13 protein-coding genes are annotated in these 13,530 nt (G+C 65.7%); 6 read left to right on the top strand and 7 right to left on the bottom strand.

Features of this window, described 5'->3' with window-relative positions; genetic code table 11:
- Positions 1-40: 40 nt before the first annotated feature.
- The 6 genes from AC1KVE_RS05175 to AC1KVE_RS05200 form a co-directional block, all read right to left on the bottom strand.
- A complete protein-coding gene (locus tag AC1KVE_RS05175; RefSeq protein ID WP_184381078.1) occupies positions 41-1,636 on the bottom strand; it encodes a M4 family metallopeptidase in 1,596 nt (531 codons plus the stop codon).
- A gap of 426 nt (positions 1,637-2,062) precedes the next feature.
- A complete protein-coding gene (locus AC1KVE_RS05180) occupies positions 2,063-3,814 on the bottom strand; it encodes a peptidoglycan-binding protein (RefSeq protein ID WP_184381080.1) in 1,752 nt (583 codons plus the stop codon).
- Positions 3,815-3,887: 73 nt separating this feature from the next.
- On the bottom strand, positions 3,888-4,424 hold the full coding sequence (locus AC1KVE_RS05185; RefSeq protein ID WP_102250958.1) for a hypothetical protein: 537 nt from the start codon (positions 4,422-4,424) through the stop codon (positions 3,888-3,890).
- A gap of 233 nt (positions 4,425-4,657) precedes the next feature.
- Positions 4,658-5,164 (bottom strand): hypothetical protein, encoded by a 507-nt coding sequence (locus tag AC1KVE_RS05190; RefSeq protein ID WP_167763544.1) that lies wholly within the window; start codon positions 5,162-5,164, stop codon positions 4,658-4,660.
- 289 nt (positions 5,165-5,453) lie between these two features.
- Positions 5,454-5,714: a hypothetical protein gene (locus AC1KVE_RS05195; RefSeq protein ID WP_311540099.1), complete on the bottom strand. Its 261-nt coding sequence runs from the start codon at positions 5,712-5,714 to the stop codon at positions 5,454-5,456.
- A 118-nt stretch (positions 5,715-5,832) separates the two neighbouring features.
- On the bottom strand, positions 5,833-6,759 hold the full coding sequence (locus tag AC1KVE_RS05200) for a phosphoribosylaminoimidazolesuccinocarboxamide synthase (protein WP_046345459.1): 927 nt from the start codon (positions 6,757-6,759) through the stop codon (positions 5,833-5,835).
- Between the two features lie 208 nt (positions 6,760-6,967).
- On the opposite strand from AC1KVE_RS05200, the gene AC1KVE_RS05205 reads away from it, so the two are divergent.
- Positions 6,968-7,297, top strand: coding sequence for a J domain-containing protein (locus AC1KVE_RS05205; protein WP_016901358.1), 330 nt, complete (start codon positions 6,968-6,970; stop codon positions 7,295-7,297).
- 115 nt (positions 7,298-7,412) lie between these two features.
- Here AC1KVE_RS05205 and AC1KVE_RS05210 read toward each other — a convergent pair whose 3' ends face one another.
- On the bottom strand, positions 7,413-8,255 hold the full coding sequence (locus tag AC1KVE_RS05210) for an outer membrane protein (RefSeq protein WP_226426941.1): 843 nt from the start codon (positions 8,253-8,255) through the stop codon (positions 7,413-7,415).
- Positions 8,256-8,382: 127 nt separating this feature from the next.
- On the opposite strand from AC1KVE_RS05210, the gene rpe reads away from it, so the two are divergent.
- From rpe to AC1KVE_RS05235, 5 genes are all read left to right on the top strand, one after another.
- On the top strand, positions 8,383-9,054 hold the full coding sequence (gene rpe / locus AC1KVE_RS05215; RefSeq protein WP_102254998.1) for a ribulose-phosphate 3-epimerase: 672 nt from the start codon (positions 8,383-8,385) through the stop codon (positions 9,052-9,054).
- A complete protein-coding gene (locus AC1KVE_RS05220; protein WP_226426940.1) occupies positions 9,051-9,542 on the top strand; it encodes a GNAT family N-acetyltransferase in 492 nt (163 codons plus the stop codon). The genes rpe and AC1KVE_RS05220 overlap by 4 nt, the downstream gene beginning before the upstream one ends.
- A 232-nt stretch (positions 9,543-9,774) precedes the next feature.
- The gene (gene yegS, locus AC1KVE_RS05225; protein ID WP_054592401.1) at positions 9,775-10,704 is read left to right on the top strand and encodes a lipid kinase YegS; all 930 of its coding nucleotides are present in this window, start codon (positions 9,775-9,777) and stop codon (positions 10,702-10,704) included.
- A 256-nt stretch (positions 10,705-10,960) separates the two neighbouring features.
- Complete coding sequence (gene trpE / locus AC1KVE_RS05230) at positions 10,961-12,436, top strand: anthranilate synthase component I (RefSeq protein WP_046345463.1); 1,476 nt, start codon at positions 10,961-10,963, stop codon at positions 12,434-12,436.
- Positions 12,436-13,503 carry a threonine aldolase family protein gene (locus AC1KVE_RS05235; protein WP_481092551.1) on the top strand — a complete coding sequence of 356 codons (1,068 nt, stop codon included), beginning with the start codon at positions 12,436-12,438 and terminating at the stop codon, positions 13,501-13,503. Before trpE ends, AC1KVE_RS05235 begins: the two co-directional genes overlap by 1 nt.
- Positions 13,504-13,530 lie beyond the last annotated feature (27 nt).

The raw sequence follows: 13,530 nt of genomic DNA on the forward strand, positions 1-13,530 counted from the left end.
CCCTGCCACGCATAGTGCGCGTGGCAGGGGCCGGTGTGCATCAGTTGACCGACACGGCGCTCCACGCTGCGGCAACCGCGCGGTACTGCGTGGAGCTGCTGCCATACAGATCGGTGGCCGCGCTCAACGTGGCCCTGCGTGCGGCCGCGTAGTTGGTCGAGGAGGTCATGTAGACCGTCAACGCGCGGTACCAGATGCGGCTGGCCGCCGCCCGGCCGATCGCCGTCAATGCCGTATTGCCGTTGCAGACCAGCCCGGCCGGCGTCACGTTCCAGCTGGTGCCCGACCCGAAGCCGCTCGGCACTACCGCGCCTTCGGCCAGCAGATAGTAGAAATGGTTGGCCACGCCCGAGCTGTAATGCACGTTGAGCGAGCCCAGGCTGCTGCTGTAGCAATCGGGCGAATCGCCATCCAGGCTGGGCTTGAACATGTAGCGCAGGGCCAGCGTCCCGCTGCTGTTGCCCGGGATGATCTTCTCGCCGATCAGGTAGTTGCCCGGCTGCGCGCTGTTGTTGGCGGAGTACTCCACCATCGCGCCCATGATGTCGGACGTGGCTTCGTTCAGGCCGCCCGACTCGCCCGAATACACCAGGCGCGCGGTACGGCTGGTCACGCCATGGGTCATCTCGTGGCCGGCCACATCCACCGACACCAGCGGCGTGAACGTGCTGCCGTCGCCATCGCCGAAGGTCATGCAGAAGCAGCTGTCCTGCCAGAACGCGTTGTTGTAGCGGCTACCGTAATGCACGCGGCTGCGCGCACCGATACCATCGTTGGCGATGCCGCTGCGCGCATGGGTGGTGCGGAAATAGTCCCAGGTCAACGCCACGCCGTAATGCGCATCCACTGCCGCGGTCACCGTATCGCTGTTGGCGCCGCTGCCCCAGGCGTTGTCGGCATCGGTGACCAGCGTGCCGTTGCCAGAGGTGCTGTTGCGCATGTTGTAGGTGGCGCCGCTGCCGCGGCTCAGATCGGTCAACTCGTAACCGCTGCTGCAACGCGTCGTTGCCAACGCCACGCTGCCTGCATACAGCGAACGCCCGGTGCCGGCCGCACTGGTGCCACCCGCGCAGGCGGTGTGCACAGTGTCCCAGGATTCGAGAATGCGTTGATTGATTGCGTCGACGATGTAATGCATTTCGGTCGGCGTCTGATCGGGCTTAATGCCGCTGTAGATCACTTCATAGACCAGCCGCGGTGCGCCCTGACGCGCATACAAGGCCAGGCTTGCGCGCGGCGCGGCATCGGGTGCCAGATCGAACTGCGCACCGGCCGCGCGCACTGCCGTGTCGGCATCGATGCCGGGCACGATGCTCGGGCGCACGCTGGTGTCCATGCTCTGGCTCAACTGACGCATCACTCCGCGCCGCGAATGCACCACCACATCGCCGCCGATCACCGGCAGGCCCTGATACGTACGATCAAAGCGCACATGCTCGCTGCCGTCGGCATCGACAATGCTGTCGCGCGCGACAAACGCATCGGCCGTTGCACGATTGGCCAGCGCCGCAGCGTGATTGCCCAACAAGGATTGCGCGCGCGACACCGCGGCATCTGCAGAAAGATCCGCAGCAGTGGCGACAGCAGACAACGATAGCGCGCAGCAGATCGCCGCGCCCAGGACATGAACTTGCATGACGACTCTCTCCCCGAAAACGTGCAATGCAAAGATCGGCGGCGATACGCATCACGGCCGATCGCGACTGGCAACAGGTGCCGGCAGATAAACTTGCACAGTCCATGACAGCACAGTAGTAAAAGTTACAGCTGTGTTGCGTTCTGTGCGCCGCGCCACTTTGCGGTGTGGAGGGCATCGCAGAGCAGCAGGAGTGTCACTGCGTGTGCGACATCGCCAGCGCGGCAGGCATGCCGTCTTGTCGCAATCTGGAGGGTGCACCAAACTCCAGCGACGCTCGATCCGCTGGCAACGACAGGCAATCCGCGCGGCGTGTGCAGTCAGGCGCGGCCGCAGCGCCGCTCTCGGGGCTACTGTCGAAAGCAGACAGACACAAAAAAACCGGCCAGACATCTGGCCGGTTTTTCGTGCTGCGGCGTTGAACCGTCAGCGGCCGCCGATCGCAACCCGCTGCTGCTCATCCTGCGCACGCTGCTGCGAAGCCTGGCCAGCCAGCAATTGCGCACTGGTCTGCTCCAGCGGGGGAGCTGGCTGGTTCAGATCCACCGCCGCACGGAAGCCCGGCGTGGTGCCCATGACAAATGCCTTGCCATCCTGCACGGTGACGTTCTGCAGTTTGTCTGCCGAATCGATACCGTTCTGCTTGGCCTGCAGGGTGACGTGGGCCGCGGTCTCGTTGGAGATCATGCTGGGCAGCTTGCTGCGTATTGCGTTGTGCAAGGCATGGTCCGGATGCGAGGCATCGTCGAGCGACGGCCCCTTGGGTGCAGCAACCGGCGTCTGCGCTGCCTGTGCCTGGGTCGGTTGTGCGGACAACGCGGCCTGCGTGTTGCGCCCCACCACGCCATCGGGCTGCAGCCCGTGCTGCTTCTGGAACGCAATCACCGCCTCACGCGTGTTGTCGCCAAAGCGGCCATCCTCGGTGAGCCGGTTGCCCTGCGCATCGCGCACGCCGAGACGGTTGAGGTCCTGCTGCAGCTTGCCGACATCACTGCCTTGCTCGCCATGCCGCAGCGTGCCATTGCCAGGCGCTGCCGCCGGCTGGGAGTGGCGCGCGCCGGACTCCTGCTGATGGCCCTGATTCCAGAATGTCTCCGGACTGGTCAGCTTGCCGTTGGCATCGCGCAGTTGGTAATGCACATGCTGCGCGTACTGGCTGTTACCGTTCGGGCCGCGTCCACCCATCGTGCCGATGGCATCGCCGGCGGACAGCGTCTGACCTTCCTTCACCTTGAGCGCGTCAAGGTGCAGGATCTCGTGCGAGTTGCCCTGTGCATCGCGAATCTTGACGGTGCCGTAGTTGCCGCCCGCGAAGGTGACGGTTCCGGCGACCGGCGAATGCACCGTCGGGTGCTGCATGTTGCGGCCTGTCTGGCCACCCTGGTAGTTGAAGTCGGTACCGCCGTGATCACGGGCACTGCGATGCTCGCCGTAATGGCCGGTGATGTGCGGTGCCGTCCCGTTCTGCGGTGGGAGCATGCGTTCCATCGTCTGCTGAAACGAGCTGGATCCACCTTGCTGTGGCTGCACAGGTGCTGGTGCAGTGTGCTGCACCGGCTGTCCGAGCTGGCCATGGGCCAGGTTGTTCATCAGCTCTGGAGTGATATCGCGCTGCCAGCGGGCAAACCGGTTCTCGCGGTCGGCCAATCCATTTGGCGGATCGCCGCCGTTGATCGCAACACCTGCCGCATGCGCGTCCTGCCTAGCGGCCTGCGGCACGTTGTTCTGCCAGTACCAAGTGGCGATGCGGGACGCGTTTTCAGGTTGTGCCGCCAGATCGGGGTGTGCCACCAGATCCAGGTTCAACGCTTCGCCGGCCGCACGATATTGGTCCTTGCCGGTGAGCTGCATATAACCGCGGCCACGGTATAGGTAGCCGTCGCCGGGCTCGTTATTGCCCATGCGTCCGCCATACATCAATTCGGCCAGTTTTTCCGGTTGCCCGCGCAGGGCATCCAGACGTGCCTGCTCAAGGGCTTCGGGGCCCTCACGCAGTGCGGAGCGCACCTTCGAACTCACCTGTGAGGATCCATGCGTATAGCGGAACCCTTCTTCCAGGCGGTTGAGGCCCATCGATTCATGACCCACCTGGGCCATGAAGTTTGCCAGCTCCTTCGGCTGGGTAATGCCTGCAGCATAGGCTGACTGGAGCAGCCCTGTCTCACGATCGGTTGCCATGGTGTAACTCCTCATTTCTTAGCAACATGAAATAACGGACTCCTTCCTTGTCCGTGCAAACCATTACGTCCCTTTAATTCGCCTTCTCGGCTGCGGCGTCGTCCAATGCCGCAGCTTTCTTCAATGTGGATGGATCAAACTCCTGAAACGCCACCGTGCCGAAGTCTTTGGCGGTCAATTCCAGGGTGTTGTGCTGCTCGGTCTCGGTATCGGACAGGTCACGCACTACTTTGTCCAGCAACCAGGTCTGCTTGTCTGCCGAATATTTGAACGTGAAGTCGTCTGCCCAGCGCTCGCGCGATCCGCCGGAAATGGAAATGGTGAATTGCCCGGTCTGGATGCGCGAAAACGCGTAGGGGTCGCCTGCCAGACCGCCGCAACGGGCGCATGGCACGATCTTGCTGTTTTCTGAGGCCTTCTGCAGCGCACCGTCTGCGGTCTGCGTCAGCAACACCACCGTACGCGGTTGTCCCTCGCCAAGTTTTTCGGCGCCGCTGGAGGGTGGGGAAATCACCACCAACGCATCGGAGCGGCCCGCGCCAGTCAGATCGCCACGGATGGTCTCCAGAGCCTTCGATCCCGCCGGAATGAAGGAGTCTATCGTGCCCATAGGTACAGTCCCTTGTGTCGGTGTTGCGGGGGTTGGTGCGGCAGGTGCGGACGGCTGCGTCGCCGCGGTACCTGCGGCGGCGGTCGACTGCCCGGTCGCACCGCCAGCTTGAGGTCCGTTACAGGCCGCGAGTGCAATTGCCAATGCAGGGCCGATCAGTCGGAAAGGACGCAAGGTTATCTCCTGAAACGTTGGCGGATATGCCATTACCAGTGTCGCCACTAGCGCGCTGATTAAAGGGACTGGTCGTCCACCTTGACCAGCATCCAGCAAGGACGCTGGGCGAAGTGGTAGACCTGCTGATCGCCGGTGTCCGGCGTGCGGACCAGTACCTGGCGGCCATCGGCCTCTTCGGAAATCGTGACCTCGCGGCCGCCGTTGCGGGCTGCCTCCAGGTTGGGAATGACAGGCCATTCGACCTTGGCCAGCGGAACCGTGCGGGTGACCGGGGTGGGCTCGGGCTGCGCGTCCGGGTCGAGTTGGATCATCGTCAGCGGATCGGCGGTGGCCTTTTCCTGTACCGCAATGTCTGCACTGAAGCTTTTCAGAAATGCAGAGAAGTCGGCGCTGGGGCAGGTTGTCGCCTGCGCAGGCGTTGCCGGATCGGTGGCAGGCGCCGAGGCTGCGGGTGCTGCATTCGCGGCAGGCGTCGCAGCGCCGGCGGGCTCAGCTTGCGGCTTGCAGGCGACCAGCGCCAGGCTCAGTGCGAGAGCGTGCAGAGACGTTCGGAAACGGGCCAAGGGATCCTCCTGATCATAGCGGGGCAACTGGAACGCGGGCGGGATGTTATACGCGCGCTGCTTGCCAATGTGTGAAGGCTGGCGGAGTCGTGGCTCGCGCAAACTGGCCGGCATGCGGAAGGCCAATACCCTTGCAGAACAAGCAGCCCGACGGTGGCCCGGTGCTCGGGTGAGTCCACGGCCATTGATTGCGGTCAGCAAAGCCGGGCTATCTCGATCGATCCTGCGCAAAAGTCATGATGATTTGATCATGGTTTGGCCGGGGATTTATCCGGTATGGTGCGGCTGACTATATCCCGTTTGAAAATACATCGAGTGCATCCGCACCCACCCATCCCTGCGCGCAGTCGCCGACATACTGGCCTGGTGCGGCGGCATGACAGCTTTCGCCAATGGTGGTCTTCGGGCGTTGGATCGGCCTGTCGCCATATGTTCCGCATGCCGGGTTGTTCTTGCATCCGGCGACGCTGTCTGCAGGAATCGCAATGACGTAGTAATACAGCGGATTCTGTCCGGCGCGGCTGCGGAATGAAAAGTATGGGAGCGCCATTGCGACTTTTCTTGGCAACAGACTGCGTCAGGTGCATCTTTCAGCGCTCAATAAAGAGCGCTGCCCGCCATTGTTGCTTTACTACAGCCTCAAAGCCCCGGGAGCGGGGCCTTGGAGATCAATCGACCGAAATACCCGCCAACCGCTGCAATGCCTCGGCATATTTTGCGCGCGTGCGTTCGATCACTTCTGCCGGCAGGCTGGGGCCGGGTGCGGTCTTGCCCCAGTCCAGGGTTTCCAGATAATCGCGCACGAACTGCTTGTCGTAGCTGGGCGGGCTGGTGCCGAGTTCGTACTGGTCGGCCGGCCAGTAACGCGACGAGTCCGGGGTCAGCATCTCGTCCATGATGTACAGGCGGCCATCGGCATCGGTGCCGAATTCGAACTTGGTGTCGGCCAGCAGAATGCCGCGCTCGGCGGCAAAATCGGCGGCGAAACGGTAGATGCGCAAGGTGGCATCGCGGACGCGTTCGGCAAGCTCGGCGCCGACGGTCATGACCATCGCATCGAAGTCGATGTTTTCGTCATGGTCGCCGACTGCGGCCTTGGTCGACGGGGTAAAGATCGGCTCGGGCAGTTTCTCGGCCTGGCGCAGGCCGTCGGGGAGTTCGATGCCGCTGATCTTGCCGGTACGCTGGTAATCCTTCCAGCCGCTGCCGATCAGGTAGCCGCGTGCGATCGCTTCCACCGGCACCGGCTTGAGCTTGCGCGTGACCACGGCGCGCTTGGCATACAGCGCCGGGTCCACGCCCTCGGGCAAGACCTGCTCCACGGTGATGTCGACCAGATGGTTGGGCATCAGGTGTTCGGTCTTGTGGAACCAGAAGTTGGAGACCTGGCACAGCATCTCGCCCTTGCCGGGGATCGGGTCGGGCAGCACCACGTCGAACGCGGACAGGCGGTCGGTCGCCACCATCAACAGATAATCGCCCGGGGGCGCGTCGGCGGGCAGGCGCTCGCGGGGAATGTCGAAGACATCGCGGACCTTGCCACGGTGACGCAACGGCAGGCCGGGCAGATCGGATTGCAACAGCGTGGTCGACACAGGCACTCCTAAGGACGTCGCAATGACGCTGTCCCCGGGACCCGGCGGGCCCGCGGGTGGGCAGCGGGCCGCGTAGTGTACGGCGCTTCGGCGCGCGCCGCTGGATTTATTGGAGCCGCCCCGGTGGGCGGCGTGCATGCCGCGTCAGCCAGGCCGGGCGGGCGTTCGGGTAAGATCGCCAGCCCGCCATCCCGCCCCCCGATCGCCCATGTCCTGGTACGGAAAACTGCTCGGCGCACTGGCCGGCGCCCTGCTGTTCCGCGGCGCGCCGGTACTCGGGCTGATGATCGGCCTGGCGATCGGGCATGCGGTGGACGCCGGCTGGTTCAAGCGCCGCGCCGACAACCCGTACGAAGCGCTGGGACTGGAGCCGGACGCCACCACCGCCGAGATCGACCTGGCCTACCGTCGGCTGATGTCGCGCTACCACCCCGACAAGGTGGCCAACGCCGAGCCGGAAGCACGCCGCCAGGCGGAGAAGAAGGCCAGCCAGATCAATGCGGCCTACGATCGGATCCAGCGCCTGCGCAAACGCTGATCCAGCCTACGCTGCAATATCGCTGCCAGGCACCCACACAGGGTCGGCATGGGCGCCAAAAATGAAAACGCCCGACCCATGACAGGTCAGGCGCGGTCACTCAGGCGCCGAACACTCAGAAGCGATAGGTCGCCGTCAGGCGCACCGCATTCGACGAAAAGTCGGTATCGCTGCGGCGCAGGTCGGTGCCGGCCGGATTGACGCGCAGGAACGGGTTGGTCGCCGGCGCAGTGCCCGGCCCGACCCGCACGCGGGTGTCTTCGTCCTGCAGGCGGGTGAACAGGTATTCCACACCGACCGAGACGTTGTCGCTCAGGCGGCGCTGCAGGCCCAGGCCGGCCTGGTAGCCGTCGGCGCTGTCGCCGCCGCTGCTGGTGAAGCTGTTGGCGGTGTTGCTGCTGGAGAAGCTGTGATCGAACTCGCCGCGTGCCACGCCAGCGGTGAAATAGGCCAGAAAGTCGCCCTGCGCGCCAAAGGCATAACCGATACGGCCGCGCAGTGCGGCGGTGCGGTTGAGCTGGCGGGTGAAGGTGTAGAACGCCGGGGTGGTGCTGAAGGCGCTGACGCTGTCGCGCAGGTCGTTGCGGGTGTACTCGGCAACGACGCCGTAGACCCAGTTGCCGGCCTGCCAGTCGTAACCCAGCCGCGCACCGTATTCGGCGCCGCCCTTGTCCTTGCTGCAGCCGCTGGCCGGGGTGCGCCCGGCCGCCGCGCCGCCGCAGAACCCGGGCGAGAAGGCATCGGCGCCGGTCGGGGTGCTGACCTGGTCGCCGTCGCGGCCGTCCAGGTTGGTGTCGAAGCCGAAGCGGCCGCCGGAAACGCCACTGACGTCGGCGCCGCCGACATTGGCGCCGATCGAGAAACCTGACCAGTCGGCCGGGCCGGTCTGGGCCCAGGCGGACGGGGCGAGGGCCATCAAAAAAACAAGCGCAGCGGAGGCGAGCGGGGTGGTCTTCATGCGGTGTCCTTGGCGAAAGGGCGCGGTGCGCCGGTTCAGCTGCATACGCAGGCTGGATGGACCGCTGCGGATGCACTGGCTTTGCGCGCCTGCGACAATGTGTTTTCCGTTCCTTGACGAGCTGCCCATGCAACCGACGGCGATTGCCCCGTCCATCCTGTCCGCCGATTTCGCCCGTCTGGGCGAGGAAGTGAACAACGTCCTGAAGGCCGGCGCCGACTGGGTGCACTTCGACGTGATGGACAACCATTACGTGCCCAACCTCACCATCGGCCCGATGGTGTGCCAGGCGCTGCGCAAGCACGGCATCACCGCGCCGATCGACGTGCACCTGATGGTCGAGCCGGTGGACCGCATCGTGCCGGACTTCGCCGAGGCCGGCGCCACCACCATCAGCTTCCATCCCGAAGCCAGCCGCCATGTGCATCGCACGATCCAGCTGATCAAGTCGCACGGCTGCCAGGCCGGCCTGGTGCTCAACCCGGCCACCCCGGTGGACATTCTGGACTGGGTGCTGCCCGAGCTGGATCTGGTGCTGGTGATGTCGGTCAATCCCGGCTTTGGCGGGCAGGCCTTCATTCCCTCGGCGCTGGACAAGCTGCGCGCCATCCGCAACAAGATCGACGCGCTGGGCAAGCCGATCCGGCTGGAGATCGATGGCGGGGTCAAGGCCGACAACATCGGCGCGATCGCTGCCGCCGGTGCCGACACCTTCGTCGCCGGCTCGGCGATCTTCAACGCGCCCGACTATGCGCAGGTGATCGCGCAGATGCGCGCGGCGGTGGATGCGGTGCGATGAGCGCGCCTGCGCTGCAGATCCGCGCCGCCACGCCCGACGATGTGGCGCTGCTGCATGAGCTGATCACTGCATTGGCGGTGTACGAACGCGAGCCCGATGCGGTCAAGGCCAGCCCGCAGGACCTGCGCGCCAGCCTGTTCGGCGAGGGCGCCACCGCGCATGCGCTGATCTGCGAGCAGGACGGCCAGGCGCTGGGATTTGCGGTGTATTTCTTCAATTACTCGACCTGGCTCGGCCGCAACGGCCTGTATCTGGAAGACCTGTTCGTGCGCCCGCAGGCGCGCGGGCAGGGTGCCGGTCTGGCCTTGCTGCGGCACCTGGCCCGGTTGGCCGTGCAGCGTGGCTGCGGGCGTTTCGAATGGTCGGTGCTGGACTGGAACCAACCGGCCATCGACTTCTATCAGGTGGCCGGTGCGCGCCCGATGGACGGCTGGACCGTCTACCGGCTCGACGGCGAGCGCCTGGTCGCGTTCGCCGCCGGCGCCTGAGCGCGCCCTGCGCGCCGCCGCGGCACGCAAAGAGAAGGCCGCTCCCCTTGGAGCGGCCTTCGAGAAAATTGGAGGCTGATCCTGCCTCCGCCCGTCGTCCCTGCTATGGCCTTCCACTCTCCGGGTTCTCGGTGACATGCCGATGACAGCCCGGCGACATTGCGTATTCACGATGCGCGCAGCGGGCCGCTGCTAGCCTGCGTCCACCACCCCCACAGCATTGGCAGCGTGCATGGCCGCGTCCCACTGGCGTCTGATCCTCAACGGCAAGTCCACCGACAATCTGGACCTGCGTGAGGCGGTGGGAGCGCTGCGCAAGCGTGGCATCCAGCTTGAGGTGCGGGTCACCTGGGAAGACGGCGATGCCGAGCGCTATGTCGGCGAAGCGGTTGCCGACGGCGCCCACACCGTGATCGCGGCCGGCGGTGACGGCACCTTGAGCGAAGTGGCCGCGGCGCTGGCGCATCACACCGCCGATGCCGCCACGCTGCCATCGCTGGGCCTGGTGCCGCTGGGCACCGCCAACGACTTCGCCACCGCCGCCAACCTGCCGATCGAACCGCTCGCTGCGTTGACGCTGATTGCCGAGCGCCCTGCCGAGCCGATCGACCTGCTGCGCATCGACGCCGAGCACGGCCCGCACTGGTGCGCCAACGTCGCCAGTGGCGGGTTCGGCACCCAGGTCACCGTCGAAACCGACGAAGGCCTGAAGAAGATGCTCGGTGGCCTGGCGTATCTGATCACCGGCATGTCGCGGCTGGGCCGCATCGACCCGATCAGCGCCCGCTTCAGCGGCCCGGATTTCAGCTGGGAAGGCGAGTTCATCGCGCTTGGCCTGGGCAACGGGCGCCAGGCCGGCGGCGGCCAGGCGCTGTGCCCGGAGGCCCTGATCGACGATGGCCTGCTCGACGTCACCATCGTGCCCGCGCTCAACGGCGAAGTGGCCGCCACCCTCGGCACCCTGGTCACCGGCGGCAAACAGGCCGCGCTGGAACGTGTGGCCGTGCGCGCGCGGCTGCCGTGGCTGGAGATCGTCGCCCATCAGCCGCTGACCTTGAACCTGGATGGCGAGCCGGAGACCTCGCTGCATTTCCGCATCGAATGCGTGCCGGCGCGGTTGCGGATGCATTTGCCGGTGGAGTGCCCGTTGCGGAGCGCTTGAGGGTGGGGAGTCGGGAATCGGGATTGGGGAATCGGTAGAGCGTGGGCTGGCTGTTCTGCGCCAGGCTGGCCCGCCCGGCTTCGCAATTTGCTTGGCTTTCGCCTCGGGCCTGCTGCCCTGGCGCGGCAGTTGCGCTACAGTAGGGACGTGTCCCGCTTGACGACTCCACGCTCCTTCTCTTCCGCTCGCCGCTGGTGGCGATGGTGGCCCGTTGCCGTCGTCCGCCCCGCCACAGAGTCCCGGAAGGAAAGTCGTCTTGATCACTGCAGAGCAGTTCCAGCGCCAGGCCGCTGAAGGTCACACCCGTATTCCCGTCGTCCGCGAAGTGCTGTCCGACCTGGACACGCCGCTGTCGGTCTATCTGAAGCTCGCCGACGGCCCCTACACCTATCTGTTCGAATCGGTCGAAGGTGGCGAACGCTTCGGGCGCTATTCCATCATCGGCCTGCCGGCGCGGCGCGTGTACAGCTTCCGCGGGCATACGCTGGAAATCAGCGAGCACGGCGAAGTGCTGGAAACCCGCGAGGTCGCCGACCCGCTGGCCGAAGTGGACGCCTTGCGCGCCGAGCATTCGGTGCCGCAGCTCGACGGCCTGCCCGGCTTCACTGGCGGCCTGGTCGGCTGGTTCGGCTTCGAGTGCATCCAGTACATCGAACCGCGCCTGGGCAGCGGCGACAAACCCGATGAGCTGGGCACGCCGGACATCTTGCTGATGCTGTCCGAAGAGCTGGCGGTGTTCGACAACCTCAAGGATCGGCTGTACCTGATCGTGCACGCCGACCCGCGCCAGCCGCAGGCCTATGTGCGCGCCAACCGGCGCCTGGACGAACTGGCGCACCGGCTGCGTCAGGGCGGTGCCGGGTATCCGCAGGCGCAGGTTTCCGATGCGATCGACGAGTCGGACTTCCACTCCTCGTTTACCCGCGAGGAATATCACGCGGTGGTGCGCAAGGCGCAGGAATACGTGCGCGCCGGCGACATCTTCCAGGTGGTGCCGTCGCAGCGCTTGCGCGTGCCGTTCCGTGCGCGTCCGGTGGATGTGTATCGCGCGCTGCGCGCGCTCAATCCCTCGCCGTACATGTATTTTCTCGATGTGGGCGGCACGCAGGTGGTGGGCTCCTCGCCGGAAATCCTGGCGCGCCTGCGCGATGGGGTGGTCACCGTGCGGCCGATCGCCGGCACCCGCCCGCGTGGTGCCACGCCCGAGCAGGACAAGGCGCTGGAAGTCGAATTGCTGGCCGACCCGAAAGAGCGCGCCGAGCACGTGATGCTGATCGATCTCGGTCGTAACGATGTCGGCCGCGTGGCCGAACCGGGCACGGTCAAGGTGGGCGAGCAGTTCGTGATCGAACGCTATAGCCACGTCATGCACATCGTCAGCGAGGTCACCGGCACGCTCAAGGCCGGCCTGAATTACAGCGACGTGCTGCGTGCGACCTTCCCGGCCGGCACCGTCAGCGGCGCGCCGAAGATCCGCGCGCTGGAGATCATCCGCGAACTGGAGCCGGTCAAGCGCAACGTCTATTCCGGCGCGGTCGGTTACATCGGCTGGCACGGCGATGCCGACACCGCCATCGCGATCCGCACGGCGGTGATCCAGGATGGGTATCTGTACGTGCAGGCCGGCGGCGGCGTGGTCTACGACTCCGACCCGGATCTGGAATGGCAGGAGACCATGAACAAGGGTCGCGCGCTGTTCCGTGCGGTCGCGCAGGCGGCCAAGGGGCTGTGATGGACGGGCAGGGCAACGCTGCGCGCATCAGCTTCCGCAACGATTACAGCGAGGGCGCGCACCCGCGCCTGCTGCAGGCCTTGGCGCAGGCCAGCGCCGAGCAGAACGCCGGCTACGGCACCGATCGGCATACCGCGCGTGCGGTTGCGTTGATCCGCAGCGCAGTCGCGCAGGCGCAGGCCGAGGTGCATTTGCTGGTCGGCGGTACCCAGACCAACCTGACCGCGATCGCGGCGTTCCTGCGCCCGCATCAGGCGGTGATCGCGGTGGAAGCGGGGCACATCGCCACGCACGAAACCGGCGCCATCGAAGCGACCGGCCACAAGGTGCTGACCGTACCCGCATTGCACGACAAGCTGACCCCGGCGCTGATCCAGCCATTGCTGGATGTGCACGGCAACGAGCACATGGTGCAACCGCGCCTGGTCTACATCTCCAACAGCACCGAGAGTGGCACCATCTACAGCCGTGCCGAGCTCGAGGCGCTGTCGCGTTTCTGTCGCGCGCACGATCTGCTGCTGTATCTGGATGGCGCACGCCTGGGCGCCGCGCTGACCGCCGAGGGCAACGATCTGGATCTGCCCACGATCGCCGCGCTGACCGATGCGTTCTACATCGGCGGCACCAAGAACGGCGCATTGCTCGGCGAAGCGCTGGTCATCGTCACTCCTGCCTTGCAGGCCGACTTCCGCTACCTGATCAAGCAACGCGGCGCGCTGCTGGCCAAGGGCATGCTGCTGGGATCGCAGTTTGCCACTCTGTTCGAAGATGGCCTGTTCTTCGAGCTGGCCGCACACGCCAATGCGATGGCCCAGCGCCTGCGCGCGGGATTGCTGGCCGCTGGCGCGCAGTTCACCAGCGATTCGCCGACCAACCAGCAGTTCATCGCCGTCAGCGCGCAGCAGGCCGCGCAGCTGGCGCAAGGCTACGACTTCGAGCGCTGGGAAGTGCGCGCCGATGGCAGTCAGATGATCCGCTTCGTGACCTCGTGGGCGACCACGGCCGCGTCGGTCGACCGGCTCTGCGCGGACTTCGCAGCGCTCAGTCATTCGGCCATGCATCCATAACCATCTATCTCATCAAGGAAGACCCCG

This window comes from Xanthomonas sp. NCPPB 2864 (assembly GCF_056675615.1).